An 18,923-nucleotide genomic window follows, 5' to 3' on the forward strand; every position below is an offset into this window, starting at 1 on the left:
CGTTCTCACACCCAGTAGGAGACGCGGGACCGGTAGTTGCGCATGGCGACGAGCGCGAGCAGCCAGCCCACGACCGTGATGCCACCCACGGCGACCCAGCTCCACGGGCTGACGGCCTGCCCGATCAGCGGCGCGCGCAGGATCTGGACGAAGTGGTAGATGGGGTTCAGGTGGATGATCGGCTCCGCCCAGCTGACGCTGCCACCGCGCTGGCCCGACTTGAGCTGGTCGATCGGCCAGACGATCGGCGTCAGGTAGAACAGCAGCTGGATCAGCGAGTTGATCACCTGCGGGATGTCCCGGTAGCGCGTGGAGATGATGCCAAGCAGCAGCGTCACCCAGACCCCGTTGAACGCCAGCAGGAAGAACGCCGGGATCGCGGTGAGCGTGTACCAGCCGATGCCGGGGTGGCAGATGTTGTCCGGCATGCACATGCCGCTCTGCGACAGCGCGTAGTCGTGGTTCAGGCTGCCGAAGAAGATGCCGACCACGACCACGATGACGATCAGGTTGTGCGCGAACATCAGCGTCTGCCGCCACACCGTGCGCAGCGCATAGACCGTCAACGGCGCGCGGATCTGCTTGATCAGACCCTCGTTCGCGATGAACGTCTCCATGCCCTCGGTCAGGCAGCCGCTGATGAAGGCCCAGACGATGAACCCCGCGCTGATGTAGGGCAGGAACGTCTGGATGTGCATGTTGAACAGCTGCGAGTACAGCAGCCCCAGACCGAGCGCGATCACGCCCTGGCTGATGGTGATCCAGAACGGGCCGATCACCGACCGGCGGTACCGCTGCTTGATGTCCTGCCAGCCGAGGTGGCTCCACAGTTCGCGCTGGCGGAGGCCTTCCTTGATGTCGCCGAACGCGCGCCCGAAGGTGCGGCTGTCCGACAAGGGCGGAAGCTCAGCCGCGCGGGCGAGATCTTCGCTGGTCTGGTCGACCGTGCTGGTGGCTTGCACGGGACCTAGCGTAGCGAGCGGGACACGCGCACTCCGGGCAGGGCGGAGACGCCCGATTTGGCTGATCATCGGGCGAAATCACGCTGTGCCACCGTCCGTGACGGCAGCGTGTGCGTCCGGCGCGTACTCTCGCCCGGGGTGCGCACCCGAAAACGGGCAACCTGGCGAAAGGCCGGCTGAATGACCACCACCACCGAGGAACCCCAGCGCCGCGCTCCCATCCGCGGCTGGGTGTGGACCGCCGTGGCCGCCTTGCCGGTCGCGTTGACGGCCGCGTGGATCGGGCTCGGCCACGACGTCCGGTACGTGCTGGGCGGCCTGGACGTGAGCCCGTTCGGCGCGACCGGCACGTTCGTGCACCGTCCGCTGGCCTACCGCTGGCTGGCCGAGGGGCTGAGCGTCTTCGACGTGGGCTCGGTCGGGGTGGGCGAGGGGCTGGTCCGCCTGGTCGCCCTGGCTCTCACGGCGGGCGCGGCGTGGTGGTTGCGCGCGGGGCTGCGTGAGCGGCTGCCGTCCGGGGAGGCGTCGGCGGTGGCCGCGGCCGTCGGCCTGGCCCTGGCGCTGGCCCCGAACTGGGACTTCCTGCAGCCCGAGTGGGTGGCGGCCGTGCTGGGGACCGCCGCGATCGGGGCCGCGCTGCGGACGTCGAGCCTGCTCGCCGGGCTGTTGCTGGGACTGGCGGCGCTGGTCGGGTACGCCACCCTGCCGATCGCGTTGGTCGCGCTCGGCGTGATCGCCGTGCTGGACCGGCGGCGCGCGACGCTCGCCGGGATCACCGCCGCGGTGTCCGGGCTCGCGCTGTTCGGGCTGAGCCTGCTCGCGCCGCGGGAGTGGCGGTGGCTGCGGGAGGCGTGGCTGCTCAACGACGGCGCCGCCCGGGACTTCGGCTCGATCGTGCGGTTCGCGGCCAACGAGGCCATGCTCGTGCCGCTGGTCGCGGTGCTGCCGGCGGCCCTGGTGGTGCTGGTGCGCGTGTCCCGGCGGCGCTGGGCCTGGCCGGTGCTGACGGTGCTCGCGCTGGCGCTCGTGCTGGCCGCCGCGGTGGTGCGGGGGCAGTGGTACCAGTACCACCTGGCCGCCTGGGTCCCGCTGGCCGCGGGGCTGTGGGCGCTCGCCGTCGCGCGCTGGACGCTCGTGCACGGGCGCCCGCCGTGGGCGCTGGTCGGGGCGACGGTCGTGGTGCTGTTCGCCGCGCGGGTGTGCCTGGGCGCGTCCTACGCGTGGCGCTCCGGCCACGGCGCGCTCGCCTACGGCCTGCTCGCCGGCCTGGCCGTCGTGGCCGCGTTGGCCTGCGCGTTCGAACCCGGCCGCGGCGGACGGCAGGTGCTGTCGGTGCCGGTGCTGGTCGGGGTGCTCGCGTTGACGGTGCCCATCCTGCCGACGACGCCGTACTCGTTCGACGGCGTCCACGCCGACTACACCAACGCCGGCCGCGTCGAGATCGAGCACAAGTTCACCGAGGAGATGCTGGCCGTCCGCGACCGGATCGGGGCGGACACCCCGGTGGCCTACCTGGCGTTCGGCGACATCGCCTACTTCATGGGCAACCCGACGCCGTGCCGCTACCCGTCGCCGGCCTACCTGCGGCGGGGCATGGACCTGCCGTCGGTGCGGGACACGGCGAGCTACGCGGAGAACCTCGCCTGCCTGTCCGACCCGTCCGTCCGGTACGTCGTCGTCCAGCCGCTCTGGATCGACGCCGCCGGCCTGGTCGAGGGGCGGTTCGACTGCTCACGGGCGATCAGGAACGACGACGTCGTGGTCTGCCCGCGCGCCGACCGGTGATCCGCGCGCGGGCGCTCCGCTACAGGTACTGACCGGTCCCGCTGATCCCCGGCGCCTGGCCCTCCTGGCCGCCGCGCCCGGCAGGCAGCCCGCGGCGCATCTGCTCCAGCTGCACCCGCGCCGCCATCTGCTGCGCGAACAGCGCCGTCTGGATGCCGTGGAACAGGCCCTCCAGCCAGCCGACCAGCTGGGCCTGCGCGATCCGCAGCTCGGCGTCGGACGGCGTGGTGCCGTCGGTGAACGGCTTCACCAGCCGCTCCAGTTCGCTCTGCAGCTCCGGCGCGAGCGCCTGCTCCAGCTCCTTGATCGAGGTCTGGTGGATCTCACGCAGCCGGTCGCGGCTCGCGTCGTCCAGCGGCGCGGCCCGCACCTCCTCCAGCAGCTGCTTGATCATGGTGCCGATCCGCATGACCTTCGCCGGCTCTTCGACGAGGTCACCGACCGACTCCTGGTGCTCGTCGTCCTCCCGCGGGATCCGGGCCGTGCCCACCGGCGAACCGTCCGGGCCCACCACGACCACGCGGTGGGGCTGCTCGTCGGGCGAGGGCGACTCGGAAAACTTCGGCTCCGTCATTGCTCCATCCTGGCTGGTTCGTCGACGCGCTGTGTTCGAGCCTAGCGGTCGCGCCGGCCCGCGGTCGGCGACAGCCCAACCCCGGACGCACTGCGAAACTACTCGTCCGTACGGTGTTGTCCATGGCGTTCGACGTCGCTCGAATTCGTGGGTTGTTCCCCGCGCTGGGTGACGGCTGGATCCACTTCGACGGCCCTGCCGGAATGCTGGTACCCGAACAGGTGGCCTCGGCCGTGTCGACGGCGATGCGTGCCCCGGTCTCCGGTCCTGGCGGCGCGTTCCCGGCGTCCCAGCGCGCGGAGAGCATCGTGACCGCGGCCAGGCGGGCGGTGGCCGATCTCGTCGGTGCCGATCCGGCCGGTGTCGTGCTCGGTTCGAGCGCGGCTGTGCTGTTGCGCCGGCTCGTCGACGCCCTGTCCGAGCGCTGGACCTTGGGCGACGAGGTGGTGGTCTCGCGCCTCGACGAGCAGACCAACATCGCGCCGTGGACGCACGGCGCGAAACGCGTCGGCGCGGTCGTGCGCTGGGCCGAGATCGACATCGAGAACTGCGAGCTGCCGGCCTGGCAGTACGAGAACCTGGTCAACGCCCGCACGAAGGCGGTCGCCGTCACCGCCGCGTCGGGCGCGGTCGGCACCCGGCCCGACGTGCCCACGATCGCCGAGTTCGCCAAGCGCGTCGGCGCGCTGGTGGTCGTCGACGCGACCGCCGCGGCGCCGTTCCTGCCGCTGGACATGAACGCGCTCGGCGCGGACGTGCTCGTGGTGTCCGCGCAGGCCTGGGGCGGCCCGGCCGTCGGCGCCCTCGTCTTCCGCGACCCCGACCTGCTGGAGCGGCTCCCGTCCGCCTCGCTCGACCCCGGCGCACGCGGCCCCGCCCGGCTGGAGCTGGGCCCGCACGCGTACCCGTTGCTCGCCGGGCTCGTCGCGTCGATCGACTACCTCGCCGGCCTGGACGACGCGGCCACCGGCTCCCGCCGGGAGCGGCTGGTGACCTCGCTCGGCTCGGCGAAGTCGTACCACGCCGGGCTGCTCGCCCAGCTCAGCACCGAACTGCGCGCGCTGCGGCACGTCATGGTCATCGGCGACGCGATGCGCCGCATCCCCGCGCTGGCGTTCACCGTCATGGGCAAGAAGGCGCCGGAGGTCGCGGAGTACCTGGCCTCGCAGGGCCTGTGCGCGTTCGCCGACCTCGGCACCAGCGGCGTGTTCGCCGCGCTCGGCGTCGGAGAGGTGGGCGGCGCGGTGCGGATAGCGCTCGCCCACTACTCCAACGTCTTCGAGGTCAACCAGCTGGTGCGGGTGCTGGAAGAACTGCGTTAGCCGCGGACCGAGAGCAGCACCTTGCCGAACACGCCGCCCTCCTCGAGGGCCTGGTGCGCCTTGCCCGCCTCCGACATCGGCACGACCTGACCGATCACCGGACGGACCGCGCCCTCGGCGACCAGCGGCCACAGCCGTTCCCGCACGTCCGCGACGATGCGGCTCTTGTCGTCCACCGGCCGCGCGCGCAGCGTGGTCCCGGCGACGCTGGCGCGCTTCGCCATCAGCTTGCCGATGTTCAGCTCGCCCTTCACGCCGCCCTGCATCCCGATGATCACCAGGCGGCCGTTCGTCTTCAGCGCGCTGACGTTGCGGTCCAGGTACTTCGCGCCCATGTTGTCGAGGATGACGTCGGCGCCGCCGGTCTCGTCGCGGAGGACCTCGACGAAGTCCTGCTCCTTGTAGTTGATCGCGATGTCGGCGCCGAGCTGGCGGCAGCGGTCCAGCCGGTCGGCCGAGCCGGCGGTGACCGCGACCGTCGCGCCGAGTGCCTTGCCCACCTGGATCGCGTGCGTGCCGATGCCGCCTGCGCCGCCGTGCACGAGCAGCACCTCGCCCTCGGCCAGGTTCGCGTGCATCACCACGTTCGACCACACGGTGCAGGCGACCTCGGGCAGGCCGGCGCTGGTGATGAGGTCGACCTCGCCGGGCACCGGCAGCAGTTGACCGGCCGGCACGACGACGCGTTCGGCGTAACCGCCACCGGCGAGCAGCGCGCACACCTCGTCGCCGACCTGCCAGCCCTCGACGCCCTCGCCGAGCTCGGCGACCGTGCCCGAGCACTCGAGCCCGAGGATGTCGCTCGCCCCGGGCGGCGGCGGGTAGTTGCCTTGGCGCTGCAGCAGATCGGCCCGGTTCACCGCGCTCGCCGCGACGTCGAGCAGGACCTCGCCGGGGCCCGGCCGCGGATCGGGAACCTCGACCCACTCCAGGTTGTCCGGGCCGCCGGGTTCACGGAGCTTGATCGCATGCATGTGCCCGACCCTATTGCCGGGGTACACCGAATGCACGATTGACCTCCACGCGGATCGGGACAAAAGTGACTCCTCATGTCACTTCGGCCGAAGAGATCCTTCGCCGCCCTGGTGCTGACCGCCGCATTGGCGACGGCCGCCACCCCGGCCGCGATCGCAGCCCCGTCCCCGTTACCCGACCAGCTCGTCAAGAAGACCGACGTGGGTGCCATCAACCGGCACCTGATCGCGTTGCAGCGCATCGCCGACCGCAACGACGGCAACCGCGCCGCAGGCACCGACGGGCACGCCGCCTCCGCCGAGTACATCGCGGGCAAGCTCGAAGCCGCCGGTTATTCGGTGACGCGGCAGGAGTTCCCGTTCATCTTCACCGAGACGATCGAGGAGAAGCTGACGGTCAACGGCGCCGACGTGCCGATCACCGTCATGACGTACACGGTGTCCACGCCGGAGGGCGGGATCACCGCCCCGCTGGCCGTGGTGCCGGTCGACGCCACGCCCGGTTGCGAGGTCACCGACTACACCGGCGTGGCCGGCCGGATCGTGCTGGTGTCGCGCGGCGCGTGCCCGTTCGCGCAGAAGCAGGCAGCCGCCGCGGACGCGGGCGCGATCGCGGCGATCATCTACAACAACGAGGCCGGCCCGCTGAACGGAACTCTGGGCGACCCGGCGGCGGCGCGGATCCCGACCGGTGGCATCTCGCAGGCCGACGGGCAGGCGCTGTCCGGGCAGAACGGCGCGACGGTGACGCTGGACCTGCGGGAGTTCCAGGAGCCGCGCACGTCCTACAACGTCATCGCCGAAACGAAGACCGGCCGCAAGGACAACGTCGTGATGGCCGGCGCGCACCTGGACAGCGTTCCGGAGGGCCCCGGCATCAACGACAACGGCACCGGTTCGGCGGCGCTGCTGGAGATCGCGTTGCAGCTCGGCGGAAAGCCGAAGGTCGAGAACGCGGTGCGGTTCGCGTGGTGGAGCGCCGAGGAGTTCGGCCTGGTCGGCTCCACGCACTACGTCGATTCGCTGAGCTTCGAGCAGCAGCTGGACATCGCGCTGTACCTGAACTTCGACATGATCGGCTCGCCGAACGCGGCGTACTTCGCTTACGACGGCGACGATTCCGACGGTGTCGGCGCCGGCCCCGGCCCGTACGGCTCGGCGCAGATCGAGGCCGAGCTGACCGGGTACCTGAACGCGCGCGGCGTGCCGACGGAGGGCACGGACTTCGACGGCCGCTCGGACTACGGCGAGTTCATCGCGGTGGGGATTCCGGCGGGCGGCCTGTTCACGGGCGCGGAGGACGTGAAAACCCCCGAGCAGGCGGCGAAGTGGGGCGGCCAGGCGGGCGTGGCGTACGACCCGTGCTACCACCAGGCGTGCGACAACCTCGGCAACGTCGACCGGGTGGCGCTGGACCGCAACGCGGACGCGATCGCCTGGACGCTGGGCACGTTCGCGCTGAGCACGGAGTCGGTCAACGGGGTCGCGCCCGGCAAGGCGGCGGTGAAGCCGCACCGCGCTCCCGCCGGCGAGGCGAGGGCGCTGGCCGCGGCGTGACGCGTGCGCTCCGCCCGGCCGTGCGCCGGGCGGAGCCCGTGGCGCGTCAGCCCAGGTTGTTGGTCCCGAAGGTGTCGCACCGGGCGGGGTCGCCGGTCTGGAAGCCGGTGGTGAACCACCGTTCCCGCTGGGCGGACGTGCCGTGCGAGAACTGGGACTCGTCCACCTGGCCGCCGCCGAGGTTGGACTGGATGTAGTCGTCCCCGATGCGGGACGCGGTGTCCAGGGCGCGGTCGATGTCGTCCTGGGTGACCTCGGTGATCAGCGGCCGCCCGGTCGACGACGGCGTGGTCGTCGCGTGGTTGGCCCACACGCCGGCGTAGCAGTCGGCCTGCAGTTCGAGCCGCACGGAACCGGAGGTCGGCCCGGTCTCGTTGCCGACGCGCCGGGACGTGCCGAGCAGGTTCTGCACGTGGTGGCCGTACTCGTGGGCGAGCACGTAGGCCTCGGCGAACGTGCCGCCCTGCGCGCCGAAGCGGGTCTGCAGCTCCTGGTAGAAGGACAGGTCGATGTAGACCTCGGAGTCGGCGGGGCAGTAGAACGGGCCGACGTCGGAGGTGGCGCTGCCGCAGCCGGTGCGCACGCCGCCGCTGAAGAAGTTCGTCTGCGCGGTGCGGTAGGTGCGGCCGGAGCGGGCGAACTGGTCGCTCCAGTAGTCCTGGATGGAGTTGACGATGGCGACGATCGCGCAGTCGTGGTTGGAGTTGGCGTCCGCGCCGGTGCGGCACTCCTGCGCCAGCGACCCGTTGCTGACCTGCTGACCGGCGCCGAGTTCGCCGAGGCTGCCCGCGCCGCTCGGGCTGACCCCGCCGATCTGGGAGAGCACGAAGTAGATGATCACGCCGACGATGCCGAGCCCGCCGCCGCCGAGCGCCACCCGGCTCCCGATGCCGCCACCGCCGCCGCGGAGGTCGTCGACCTCGGACGTGTCCAGCCCGGCGCCTTCGTCAAACCTCACCGCGTACTCCCTCACAAAAGCCTGGGTGCGGACTCCGCGAGTCCGCACCCAGGATTACCGAGGTTGTCAATTGTAATCAGCGGCTGACCACGTCGCGGGCCGGCGAGGAACTCTGCTGTGCGGACACGGAGACCGCACTGAAGCAGGTTCGAGTTCGCCGTTGTGCGCAAGCGATGGTCGAGGCGCATCGAGATGGAAACCCGTTGCTGCTCACAGTCACAGCCGGACTGGGTTCACCGCATCCCGGCTGTGGGTCCACAGCTGCATCCGGTAGTCAACCGCGAGGAACTTCTCGTCATTGAACCACCTGACCCTCTCCCGGCGGACGGCCCGACGGGCCACACCCGGGTAGTGCGTCCCCGGTCCGGTGACCGATCCACCGTTGTCTCCAAGCATGCGCCTGTGGGCGCGAATCCTCAACCGGTGCGCCGTCCCTCGTTGGTTGGTAATCGCAGTTCGGCGCTACTGTTCCGGACATGGGTGAAGTCCGGTGGCTGAGCGAGCCGGAGATGTCGGCGTGGCGCGCGTACATCGTCGCCACGCTGCGGCTCCGCCAGCGGCTGCACCGGGAGCTGGCCGCCGCGCACGACGTGTCCCTGACGGACTACGAGGTGCTGGTGTGCCTGGAGATGGCGCCGGAGCGGCGGATGCGGATGTCCGAGCTGGCGACCACGATGGGGTCCACGAAGAGCCGGCTGTCGCACCAGATAGCGCGCATGGAGGCCGCGGGGCTGGCCCGCCGCGCCCCGGACCCGGACGACAAGCGGGGAGTGGTGGCGGAACTGACCCCCGGCGGCGAGGCACTGCTGAAGGAGGCGGCGCCCACGCACGTGGAGGGCGTGCGGGCCCACCTGATCGATTTGATGACCCCGGAGGAGCAGTCGGTGCTCGCGAGGGTCTTCTCCCGGGTCGACGAACACCTCGAAGGCCTGGGCGGCTGAGCCGCTACCCTGAGCCTCAGGGAAGCGTGGCAGAGCGGCCGAATGCACTCGCCTTGAAAGCGAGCGTGGGGCAACCCACCGGGGGTTCAAATCCCTCCGCTTCCGCTTCTGTCGACAGGCACTATGCCGGGTGACGCCGCCCCGGCGTAGGCCTGCGCGCGCCTTCACACCTGGTAGCTGAGGTCCGTCGCGGTGAGGGAGCTGGGGCGCAGTCGGAGCCAGACCGTTCCCCGCTCGGCCGGGTCGTCGTGGAGGTACCGCCGGAACCGCTCGTCCCAGCGGGTTTCGTCGGCTCCCAGGTAGCGGCTGAGCTTGCGACGCCCCCTCGGGACGTCGAACGGCAGCACTTCGGCCTTCCCGCGCGCGATCACTTGCCGGACCTCGCCGGTCCCGATGTCGCACACACCGATGGCGACAGCGACAGCGGGATCGGCTTTGACGCGGCCGAGCAGTTTCGTCCACGGGCCGGTCAGGATCCACAGCGCTTCGTCTTCCCAGAGGTACCAGGTAGGTCGCACCGTCGGCCCGCTGGTGGCGACGTGAGCGGTGAGCGGCCGCGCGAGAAAGGCGTCGATGTCGAAGTCGGGCTCGGTCATCCGCGCGTCCTCACTTCGCCGGTCGCCAGAGCAGCGCCACTCCGTGCCCGGGCAGCAGCCAGGACCGCACGTCCAGATCGCTCAGCTCCTCCGGCGTCAGCCACCGCGCCGACGCCGTGTTGGACCGGAACGTGAACGGCACCACCCGGAATTCGAACGCGTCCCCGCCCTCGATGTCCAGCTCCTTGGCGGACATGGAGATCCGTTCGACGTAGCACGGGTACGGCGCCTGCCAGTAGCAGTAGCCGTCGTCGATGCGTTGCAGCGCGGTCGCCCGCATCGACAGGCGCTCGATCGCGGCCACCGTGTGGTCGTCGCCGGCGATGTCGGACAGGTCGCACTCGAAGATGCGCAGGTCGGCGAGGTGGTCGAGGGTGTTCTGGCGGGGGAGCGGGCCCATGTTGGTGCGGAAGAACGTCAGGTAGTCGGCCCACTGCTGGTACTTCACCTCGCGCAGTTCCAGCTTGCTCGACGACGCCACGTGGTGCCTGCCCTCGCCGTCGAGGTACTCGATCCGCAGCCGCACGGACGGCAGCATGTCGTCCACCGAACTCTCGAACAGCGAGCTGTCCGGCACGAACCACAGCTCGAACAGCGGCAGCTGGCATCCGGCGCTGATGGAGTCGCGCAGCAGCGCGTTGCACGTCGCGAAGATGATGAACCGGTCGACGTGCACGTTTTTCTTGAAGCTGTAGGTCACCGCGGTCGTCAGGTGGTAGATCTCGTGGTCCACCGCGCTCAGCTCGAACGTCACGCCGGTGTGGGTGCTGATCGTCAGGTCCCCGCCGAGCGGGCGCAGCCCCTCGCCGCCCAGCACGCCCGTGACCACGTCCCGGTTGGCTTCGTTGTCGCCGTAGATCGAGTGCAGGAAGGTCTCCATGACCTGCTGGGGGAGCAGCGCCTCGACGATCCGCGGGCCGGAGATCCGCGCCATCTCGGTCACCAGCCAGGGGTGCACGAACAGCTCGTACCCGCCGATCGCCGCGCCCGCCACGACGACCAGCGGGAACACCGCTTCCAGGACGTCGTGCAGGGCGGTCGGCCACCCGGGCGCAGCCCGCCAGGACACGACCGTGAGCAGCGCGGCGACACCGGCGAGGACCAGGACGAACGCGAGACGAAGGACCGCCGGGCGTGGTTTCGGGCGCGTATCGACACCAGGCCGCTGTTTCTCCCCAGCTGTCACAGCCTCTCCGCCCGGTCCGAGAGAACCCATGATCGGCGGAGAGGCCGCGACGGCGAAAGCGGCCGATAGGCTTAATTCACTCCCGGTGCCAGCGTGGCTCGTCCTCCAGCGCGTACGTCGTGAGCGTGGCCCGCTCGCCGGGCGGGGTGCCGGTCTGCGCCACCAGGTCGCTGTACAGGCCGAGCAGGTGCGTGGCCATCGCCGCGCGGGCGCCGCCCTCGTCGCGGCGCTTGAGGAACCACGTGACCTGGTTGTGGTCGTTCGCGGAGCGGACGTGCACCTCGGAGCTGCCGTAGCTGTTGCGGCGGTAACCGCGCAGCTGGGGCACCAGCGACCGGTACAGCTGGTCCAGCAGTTCGTTGTGGCTGGCCCGCACCACCGCCGAGTGGAAGTCCTCGTCGGTCTGCAGCAGTTCGTCCTTGTCGTCGATGGACGCGGACTGGTGCAGCTTCGCCAGCTTCGCGATGTCGTCCAGCTCGCCCTGGGTCGCGCGGGTCGCGGCCAGGCTCGCCGCGGTCGCCTCCAGCGCGATCCGGACCTCCATCAGGTCCGCGTCGCTCACCCGACGGTCGAACACCAGCGGCTCGTCGTGCTCGGACACGTCGGTCGACCGGACGTACCAGCCGCGGCCCCGCATCACCTCGACCACGCCCTGGAGCTGGAGCCGCTGCAGCGCGGTGCGCAGCGAACTGCGGGCCACCGCCATCCGCTGAGCCAGTTCCGGTTCCGTCGGCAGCCGGTCGCCCGCCTTGAACTTGCCGCTGCGGATCAGCGACCTGATCTTGTCCTCGATCAGTTCGGGCAGCGGCTTGCGCGTGTTCGGTGAGAGAGCCCAGCTCTCGTCATCCATCGTCAACCTCTCGCGAGCTCTTGGGTCCCCGAGCTTCCGAAGACCATAACGCCAAGCTGATGCCAGACGCAAGTTGTCTGTCAGGTGTAGTCACTTGACAGACAACCGACAGCGCCGCGATCATACAACTGCCATCGAAGGTGAGCGGGCGGGCCACCAGCCGGGCCGCCACCTGGCCAGTGAGGAGGTGTTCGCTGTGAACTCGGAATCTCTGTTCGCTGTGATTTTCTTGGTAGCTCTCGGGGTGACCATCATCGGGTGGCGAACGGTCATCGTGATGACCCTGACGGCGGGTTTCGTTCTGGCGGTGCTGGGGTTCGCGCAGCTCGTCTCGTTCCTCGGAACGGGCGCGTAAGCGCGGACGACAGGGGGCGGCTCCGTCTGTTGTCTGACAGCCGCCCCCGGTGTGGGGGCCAGACCGCCTGGTTGTACTCTCGCGCGGTCCTTGGCTGTTCCCCTCCTAGCGGAAGAAGCCGGCGCTCGGATGTACTCCAGACCTGCCTGGCCGGATGCCACCACCGTGCACGCGGCGCTGGCGCCCGCCCACGCGGTGATCGAGGAGCGTCGCGCGCTGTACCGGCTGGGGCTCGATCTCCTGGCTCCCGGCCACGACTCGGTTCCGGTCGCGCAGCTCGACAACCCCCTGTTCCGCTTCCGGATCGGGGAGGCACTCGCCGGCCGTCTGCCCTACGTGGACGCCGACGACGAACTCGGTCCGATCACGACCGAACTGCCGGCCGGCCCGGTCTCGATCCGGGTGGCCACCGCCGCCGAGGCCAATGACCACCTCGCCGAGGCGATGCGGGTGATCCAGACGCAGAGCCTGCCCGGTCGCCGCCCGCCGCGGCTGCTGACCGGCGACGACGAAGCGCTGGCCACCGTGGCCGCCGGTCTGCGCAAGGTCCGCGAGATCAGCCCGGCGCTGGCCGACGACCTGCTCGCGCACGTCGGCCTGCTGGTGGTCCTCGACCCGGCGACCTCCGGCGGCCTGATCTCCGCGTCGTCGCGGCTCTTCCCCGGACTGGTCCTGATCGACCGGCCGTCGTCGCCCTACGAGGTCGCCGAGGCGATCATCCACGAAGGCGCGCACGTCAAGCTGTTCGACTTCGCCATCACGCGGAGCTTCCTCGGCGCCGATCCCGCGCAGGGCCGGGTCTTCCGGCCGTCCTGGTCGTCGGCCGCGTGGCCGGTGGAGCAGGTCATCGCCGCGTTCCACGCCTACACCTGCCTCGCCCAGTTCGCCCAGGACGTGGAGCGGCACGGGGAAACGTCGCGGCTCGGCCCGGATTCCCTGCTGCCCCGCGCTCGTGAGCGCGCGACCGAAATCGGCCGCTGGCTGCTCGGTGAAGAGGACGCGCTGGAATTCGACGCCAGGTGGCTCCTGCACACCTTGATGTGTGATGAGACTGGACCCGAACAACTGTCTCCGGTCACCCGTCCGGTGCCGCCCGGCCACTACGCGCTGGACCCGCTGCTGCGGCTCGCCCGGATGGAGGCCACCGGCCGGGTGCTCGCCGGCCGTCCCGGCGACCCACCGGAATTGCACTGGCTCGACGGGGGAGCGGCTGATCTGGTCGTCGAGCTTAGTCAGGCCCCGGCGGGGAAGTCCCTGTCGGAAATCGGTGCCGAACGTGCGACAGTCCTCGGCGCGCTGGTGGAAGCGACCTTGGTTCGTGCCACCCCGCGCGGAGGAGTACTGTCCTCTTCGGACGGAACATTTGCGTCGGAAGGAAACTGATGTCAGTCCAGTGGGACCCTCGCCGGAGACACGAAAACCGGCCCGGCGAAACGATGGCTCCCCGGCCGGAAAACGGGGTTGTTTCCCCGAATCCGGGCCTCGGCCGTCAGCCTTACGGTCAGCCGATCACGCGAGTGGATTTCTTCCGCCGCATGCCCACCGGCGGCACCGCCTACCTCAAGCCCGCCGACTCCAACGACGACTGAACCGGCCGGGCTCGTCAACCAGGCGAGCCCACAGCCTCGTGACGAACGGCCTCAGATCGTCCCGTTCGCCATCGCTTCGCAGCTGCGCAACACGACTGCCGCGGCGCGACGCTCCCCGGCGCTCAGCTCCGGGTTCTCCGCCTGGTCCCGCCACCGGCGCACCGCGGGCAACACCTGATCCGGCCCGAGCCGCGCGGCTCGGGAAGTTCCGCCGGCGCCGAGCAATCTCAGGGCTTCCGCTTTCAGCTCCGCCGAAAAAGACGTCCGTCCGGTTTGCAGCGCGGCCACCAGCCGCAGCTCCCGGAAATCGTGGGCGCCCGCCAGCAACCGCTCCAGTTCGGCGGCCAGCCCGGCCGCGGCGGGGCGCGGTTCCATGCGCAGCACCACTTCCAGCCCGATCAACGCAGACCGCGCCTTGAGCACGTCCCGCCGCGCCACGAAGTACCCGTCGATCGCCTCACGCAGGTCGGCCAGGCCGCTGCGCGGCACGAGCTGACCAGCCAACGCCGGCAACGTGTCGGCACCGCGGCGGATCAACGTCAACGCCAGCCGCACGCCGAAGATCCCGAACCGCGCGAGCAGCGTGGCGCGGTCGGACGCGGCCACCGGCGCCGGGAACTCCGCCGCCGCGAAGCGGTCCGCCGACAGCAACCGCGGTTCCAGCTCCTCCCGCGGCACGGCTGCGAGCGCGCGCAGCACCGCGAACTCCGGCTCGGTCAGGGTGCGCGCCGCCGCGGCGAGCAGCCCGGCCACCGGCACGACGTCCTGGCACAGCCCGGCGACCTCCGGCGCGACCCGGTACCGGCGCGCGACCTGCCGTGCCGAAATGACGGCGTCCACCCGTCCGCCACCGAGTTCGTCCGCCCGCGACAACACGATCAGCGCGTTGACGGCCGCCGCCCGCGCGACCGGGTGGTCCTGCAGCGTGTGCAGGAAGGACAGATCGGCTCCGGACGGGCGCCGCACGAGGTAGAGGACCGCGTCGGCGTCCATGCAGATCCCCTCGATCGTGCTGGGCGCCGCGCCGCCGTCGATCGCCGGGGTGTCCATCAGCATCAGCTCGTCCTGCGACCGACCCGGCGAGGTGCGAAACCAGGTCATCTCGCCCTGCGGCTGCTCCCCGGCCAGCGCGGCGAGCAGCGTCGACCGGCCCGATCCACGCGGGCCCACGACCGCCAGCCGCAGCGGGTCGTCGAACCGGGTGAGCTGGCGCTGCAGCCAGCTCGTCGCCCGCGGGCTGTCCTGGTAGACGTCGAGGGCCTCCTGCAGGACCGCGTGCGTCCTCGCGGCCAGGCTCACGCCGTGATCCCCCGCTGGGTGGGCAGCTGCGCCGGGGTGGCCAGGGCCTGGGCGCGGCGGCGCAGCACGTTCAGCTCCTCCATCATCCGCCGGATCTCGTTCGCCCGGACCGTGCGGCGGGTCGTGTCGTCGTCGATGGCCTGCTTGAACGTCTTCGCGGTCGCGCTGATCTCGCCACGCAGCTCGTCGGCCACGCCGTTGAGCCGGTCACGCAGCGCGCGGTGGATCTGTCGCGCGGTGTCCTTGCTGTGCTTGCCGTAGCGCAGGAAGAAGTCGTCGACGTACCGATGCGCGGCGGTCTTCGCGGCGTGCTGGCGCCGCTTGAGCCGGTTGCCGCGCTCCTCGAAGACGCTCTTCGCGCCGAAGGCGGCGCCCGCGCCGAGCGAGATCGGGTTGATCAGCGGCAGGCCCGCGATCGTGGTCGCGAGGCCGAACATCAGCAGACCGCTGTACGACCCGCGCATCCCGACGAACAGCTTCTGCCCCACGCTGAACCGCTCGACCCGCGGCATCCGCAGGTCCCCGACCGCGTCACCGGGCACCTCGCGCGGCAGCGAGTCGGGCAGCGCGTCCTCGCGGTGCGGCGCGACCTGCCGCGCGATCTTGCGGGCGATCCACTCGAACCGGTCGAGCAGCCACTCCGAGTTCGTCTCCGCGACCGTGGTCAGGTTCTCCCGCAGCCACTCCTCGAACTCGGGCCACGTCTTCGCCGGGTCGGCGGTTTCGAAGTACTCGTCGACCTCGACCAGGATCTTGCGCGTCCGGTCACGCAGGTCGAACTCGACGTCCGAGATCAGGTCGGACACCTCGTCGGACAGCAGCGTCTGCCAGCGGTTCGCGTCCCGCTGCAGCTTCTCCAGGCGCCGCCCGGCGGCGTGCCACCGCGCGACCGCGTCGCCGTTGTCCGGCTGCTGCGTCGCGGCGAACTCCTCGGTCAGTTCGTTCTGCAGCGCCTCGACGGTGGTCGTGCTCAGGGCGGCGACCGAGCGCCGGGCCAGCAGGTCCGCCTGCCCTGGCAGGTCCTGGTGCAGGCACTTGACCAGCTCGCCGAACCCGGACTCGGCGTTCAGCGCCTGGTCGCCGGTGCGGGCCGCGGCCAGCCGCAGCGCGGCGGACACCGGGATCAGCGACGCCATCAGCCCGCGCTGGTCGAGCCGGTTGCGGTTGCGCTGCGCGACCGTCCGCCACCCGGGCACCAGGTCGATCTTGGTGAGCACCACGAGCACCGTCGGGCACAGCCGGACGACCTGCTCGAGCAGCTGGATCTCCGACGCCGACAGCTCGCTCGTCGCGTCGGTGGCCATCAGCACCGCGTCCGCGGAGTCGACGGTCTCCATCGCCGCCCGCGGCGGGGTGTCGACCAGCGCCAGCCCGCCGGCGAGCAGCGCGCGGGGCAGGCCCACCTCGGCCCGGACGACCGGTGGACCGCTCACAGCGACCGCTTCCCGATTGGCCTGGCCGGTCACCGACTCCACCGGCACCGGCTGCCGCGCCGGGCCTTCGATGGCCCGCGGGCCGGCCGTGACGACGGCCGCCGTCGGCGTCTCGGCGTGCGTCACGACGGCCGGGACCGTGGTCGTGGCGTCCTCGCCGACCGCGCACACCGGGGCGTTGACCAGCGCGTTCACCAGCTGGCTCTTGCCCTGGCCGGTCTCCCCGATCACGACGACCCGCAGCTTCTCGTCGAGCAGCTGGGCTCTGCGTCTGCGGATGCGATCGGCCAGGTCCGGGCGCCGTTGGGTGGCGCAGACGTGGGCGGTGTCGTCCAGTACGTCGAGCCAGGGTGGTGCGAGCACGCGGAGGAGTGTGCCGTGTCGTGACCAAAACGTGAAGCGGCGGGGTCCGTTCTGAGACGAACCCCGCCGCTTCATCGGTGAGTGGTAGCCGCGCCGTTGCGGCTACCGGTCAGTGCCCCAGGGGCAGGTCGCCGTGCAGGTTGTCGAGGTCGGCGGCCTCGGGCAGCGGCGCGTGGTTGAGCGGGCCGAGCGTGTCGACCAGCGGGCTGTCGGTCACGGACACGACCTCCTTGACCGGGTCCGTGGTCAGCGCGTGCTCGACGTGGTTGGTGACCTCCGGCAGCGGGTTCGCGACCGGCAGGTGCGGCAGGCCCTGCGGCAGCTCGGCGCCGAAGTGGACCGGCAGGTCGCCGGGCGCCTCGGCCGGGATCTCGGCCGGGACGGCGGCGGGCAGCACGGCCGGCACGCCGGGGGCGGCGGGCAGGTCGGCGGCGAGGTCCGCGGCCTGGTGGCCACCGTCGGAGATCGCGGTGCCCGCCTGGGCGCCGGCGTTGGTGACCAGGTCACCGGCCTGCGCGCCACCCAGCGTCAGGTACTCGCCGAGGGTGGCCGAGTTCTGCGCGACACCGCCGCCGACCAGGTCACCGCCGATCGAGATGTAGTCGGCGATCGTGCCGGCGGCCGGCTCGGCGCGGCCGAGGACGTCCGAGTCGAGCGAACCGGCCAGGTCGCCGGCCTCGTCGAAGCTCGGGACGTCGGCGGGGGTGCCGTCCACGCCGAGGGTGTAGGTGCCCAGGGCCGAGTCGGTGCGGGCGCCCGCGAGGACGGCGTCCTCACCGGCGGTCAGGCCGCCCTGCAGCTCACCCTCGTTGTTCTCGACGGCGAAGCCGCCGGTGAAGCCCTCGGTGCTGCCGGCGGCGCTGCCGATGAAGGCGCCCGCCGGGGTGCCCGCGGTGCCGGCGACACCGGCGCCCTCCTTGGCGGCGGCGGCCGCGGCGGCGCCCTCGGCCAGCTCACCCTCGTAGGACACGGTGGTGGCGTAGCCGTCCTCGGAGCCCGCGCTGGCGGTGTCGACGCGGCCGACGGCCGGGATGTCCAGGTCGGGAGCGGTGAACGGCTTGTCGCCCAGCGACGGGGCGGCCACCGGCAGCGAGCCCAGCGTGTCGAAGTCGACGGGCAGGTCGCCGGTCTCCGGCAGCTCGGTCAGGCCGACGGCCTCGCCGAGGGCGGCGACGTCCTCGGTGCCCACCGGCAGGGAACCGGCGTCGAGGGGCAGCGCGCTGGTGTCGAGGGGCAGGCCGCTCCCGTCGACCGGCAGGGCGGTCAGCTCGCTCGGCACGTCGGCGCGCTCGGCGCCCACGGTCGGCAGCGAGGGCAGCTCACCCAGGGCGGGCAGCTGGACCGGGAGCCCGGGCAGCGAGCCCTGCAGGCCCTCGACCTCGGGCAGCCCGACCGGCAGCTCGCCGAGCTCGGGGGCCGCGCCGGTGAGCGCCTCGGTCGGCAGGTCGTTGCGCGCGTCCAGCGGGAGGCCGTCGACGGCGGGCGGCTGCAGCGGCAGGTCGCTCAGCTCGGGCAGCTCGACGGGGATGTCACCCAGCTCGGGCAGCTCGACCGGCAGCGCGTCGGTGGGCAGGCTGTCCGTGGGCAGCGCGTCCAGCGGCAGCTGGTCCACCGGCAGCGCGTTGACCGGCAGGTCCTGGCGGACCGGGACGTCGAGCGGCAGGCCGTCGACGGCGGGGACGTCCAGCGGCAGGTCGCCCAGCGCGGGCAGCTCCACCGGCAGGTCGCCCAGCAGCTCGCCACCGAGCGGCAGGGCCGACGTGTCGAGCGGCAGGGCCGAGGTGTCGAGCGGCAGGGCCGAGGTGTCGAGCGGCAGGGCCGAGGTGTCGACGGGCAGGTCGGCGCGGGCCGGGACGTCCAGGGGCAGCTCGGGAGCCTCGACCGGCAGCGCGTCGGCCGCGTCCGCGACGGCCTGCAGCTGGGCGATGGCGCCCTGCAGGTCGGTCACGTCGGCGTCGAGCGGCAGCGCGGACAGGGCGTCGGCCAGCGGCGCGGGCGCGTAGTCGGCGACCAGCGGGGCGACTTCCTGGATGTCCTGCGGCGTGACGTCGCTCAAGCCGGCGGCGGCGAGCGCGCTGGTCGGGTCGGCGGCGAACGCCGACCGGGCAGCCTCGTCGTTCAGCAGGGTGAGCACGAACTCGTGCAGGTTCTGGGCGGGGAGAGACAAGGAATATCTCCG

16 protein-coding genes and 1 tRNA gene are annotated in these 18,923 nt (G+C 71.6%); 7 read left to right on the forward strand and 10 right to left on the reverse strand.

Translation table 11 applies throughout. The annotated features are described in order from the left end of the window. Positions 1-5: 5 nt before the first annotated feature. The gene (locus AMY39116_RS0304230) at positions 6-962 is read right to left on the reverse strand and encodes an ABC transporter permease (RefSeq protein ID WP_020416462.1); all 957 of its coding nucleotides are present in this window, start codon (positions 960-962) and stop codon (positions 6-8) included. Positions 963-1,142: 180 nt separating this feature from the next. On the opposite strand from AMY39116_RS0304230, the gene AMY39116_RS0304235 reads away from it, so the two are divergent. Next, the gene (locus tag AMY39116_RS0304235) at positions 1,143-2,747 is read left to right on the forward strand and encodes a hypothetical protein (protein ID WP_027935622.1); all 1,605 of its coding nucleotides are present in this window, start codon (positions 1,143-1,145) and stop codon (positions 2,745-2,747) included. A gap of 19 nt (positions 2,748-2,766) precedes the next feature. Here the strand turns inward: AMY39116_RS0304235 and AMY39116_RS0304240 are convergent, their stop codons facing one another. Then, entirely contained in the window at positions 2,767-3,321 is a 555-nt protein-coding gene (locus AMY39116_RS0304240) for a bacterial proteasome activator family protein (protein WP_020416463.1), read from the reverse strand. Between the two features lie 122 nt (positions 3,322-3,443). On the opposite strand from AMY39116_RS0304240, the gene AMY39116_RS0304245 reads away from it, so the two are divergent. After that, complete coding sequence (locus AMY39116_RS0304245; RefSeq protein WP_027935623.1) at positions 3,444-4,643, forward strand: cysteine desulfurase-like protein; 1,200 nt, start codon at positions 3,444-3,446, stop codon at positions 4,641-4,643. On the opposite strand, the gene AMY39116_RS0304250 is transcribed toward AMY39116_RS0304245, so the two are convergent. Then, entirely contained in the window at positions 4,640-5,617 is a 978-nt protein-coding gene (locus AMY39116_RS0304250; protein WP_020416465.1) for an NAD(P)H-quinone oxidoreductase, read from the reverse strand. The genes AMY39116_RS0304245 and AMY39116_RS0304250 overlap by 4 nt on opposite strands. A 75-nt stretch (positions 5,618-5,692) precedes the next feature. Here AMY39116_RS0304250 and AMY39116_RS0304255 point away from each other — a divergent pair, with 75 nt between their 5' ends. Further along, entirely contained in the window at positions 5,693-7,174 is a 1,482-nt protein-coding gene (locus AMY39116_RS0304255) for a M28 family metallopeptidase (RefSeq protein WP_020416466.1), read from the forward strand. A gap of 46 nt (positions 7,175-7,220) precedes the next feature. Here AMY39116_RS0304255 and AMY39116_RS0304260 read toward each other — a convergent pair whose 3' ends face one another. After that, a complete protein-coding gene (locus AMY39116_RS0304260) occupies positions 7,221-8,132 on the reverse strand; it encodes a neutral zinc metallopeptidase (RefSeq protein ID WP_020416467.1) in 912 nt (303 codons plus the stop codon). A 476-nt stretch (positions 8,133-8,608) separates the two neighbouring features. Here AMY39116_RS0304260 and AMY39116_RS0304270 point away from each other — a divergent pair, with 476 nt between their 5' ends. Both AMY39116_RS0304270 and AMY39116_RS0304275 read left to right on the forward strand, forming a co-directional pair. Continuing rightward, positions 8,609-9,073: a MarR family winged helix-turn-helix transcriptional regulator gene (locus tag AMY39116_RS0304270; protein WP_020416469.1), complete on the forward strand. Its 465-nt coding sequence runs from the start codon at positions 8,609-8,611 to the stop codon at positions 9,071-9,073. A gap of 20 nt (positions 9,074-9,093) precedes the next feature. Beyond that, positions 9,094-9,178: transfer RNA gene (locus tag AMY39116_RS0304275), tRNA-Ser, on the forward strand. Between the two features lie 59 nt (positions 9,179-9,237). On the opposite strand, the gene AMY39116_RS0304280 is transcribed toward AMY39116_RS0304275, so the two are convergent. The 3 genes from AMY39116_RS0304280 to AMY39116_RS0304290 all read right to left on the reverse strand — a co-directional run bounded on the left by AMY39116_RS0304280 (position 9,238) and on the right by AMY39116_RS0304290 (position 11,705). Then, a complete protein-coding gene (locus tag AMY39116_RS0304280; protein ID WP_020416470.1) occupies positions 9,238-9,669 on the reverse strand; it encodes a pyridoxamine 5'-phosphate oxidase family protein in 432 nt (143 codons plus the stop codon). A 10-nt stretch (positions 9,670-9,679) separates the two neighbouring features. After that, positions 9,680-10,855 (reverse strand): hypothetical protein, encoded by a 1,176-nt coding sequence (locus AMY39116_RS0304285; protein WP_235716053.1) that lies wholly within the window; start codon positions 10,853-10,855, stop codon positions 9,680-9,682. Between the two features lie 76 nt (positions 10,856-10,931). Next, positions 10,932-11,705 (reverse strand): FadR/GntR family transcriptional regulator, encoded by a 774-nt coding sequence (locus AMY39116_RS0304290; RefSeq protein WP_017986219.1) that lies wholly within the window; start codon positions 11,703-11,705, stop codon positions 10,932-10,934. Positions 11,706-11,799: 94 nt separating this feature from the next. Between AMY39116_RS0304290 and AMY39116_RS45940 the strand changes: the two genes are divergently transcribed. Both AMY39116_RS45940 and AMY39116_RS0304300 read left to right on the forward strand, forming a co-directional pair. Continuing rightward, complete coding sequence (locus tag AMY39116_RS45940) at positions 11,800-12,060, forward strand: hypothetical protein (protein ID WP_157358395.1); 261 nt, start codon at positions 11,800-11,802, stop codon at positions 12,058-12,060. A 129-nt stretch (positions 12,061-12,189) separates the two neighbouring features. Beyond that, the gene (locus AMY39116_RS0304300) at positions 12,190-13,443 is read left to right on the forward strand and encodes an HEXXH motif-containing putative peptide modification protein (protein WP_235716054.1); all 1,254 of its coding nucleotides are present in this window, start codon (positions 12,190-12,192) and stop codon (positions 13,441-13,443) included. 257 nt (positions 13,444-13,700) lie between these two features. Here AMY39116_RS0304300 and AMY39116_RS0304305 read toward each other — a convergent pair whose 3' ends face one another. From AMY39116_RS0304305 to AMY39116_RS0304315, 3 genes are all read right to left on the reverse strand, one after another. After that, the gene (locus AMY39116_RS0304305; protein WP_020416474.1) at positions 13,701-14,948 is read right to left on the reverse strand and encodes a hypothetical protein; all 1,248 of its coding nucleotides are present in this window, start codon (positions 14,946-14,948) and stop codon (positions 13,701-13,703) included. Next, entirely contained in the window at positions 14,945-16,744 is a 1,800-nt protein-coding gene (locus AMY39116_RS0304310; protein ID WP_020416475.1) for a dynamin family protein, read from the reverse strand. Before AMY39116_RS0304310 ends, AMY39116_RS0304305 begins: the two co-directional genes overlap by 4 nt. 109 nt (positions 16,745-16,853) lie before the next feature. After that, positions 16,854-18,911: an IniB N-terminal domain-containing protein gene (locus tag AMY39116_RS0304315; protein ID WP_020416476.1), complete on the reverse strand. Its 2,058-nt coding sequence runs from the start codon at positions 18,909-18,911 to the stop codon at positions 16,854-16,856. Between the last annotated feature and the right edge of the window lie 12 nt (positions 18,912-18,923).

Source organism: Amycolatopsis sp. ATCC 39116 (assembly GCF_000231075.2).
Taxonomy (GTDB): domain Bacteria; phylum Actinomycetota; class Actinomycetes; order Mycobacteriales; family Pseudonocardiaceae; genus Amycolatopsis_E; species Amycolatopsis_E tucumanensis.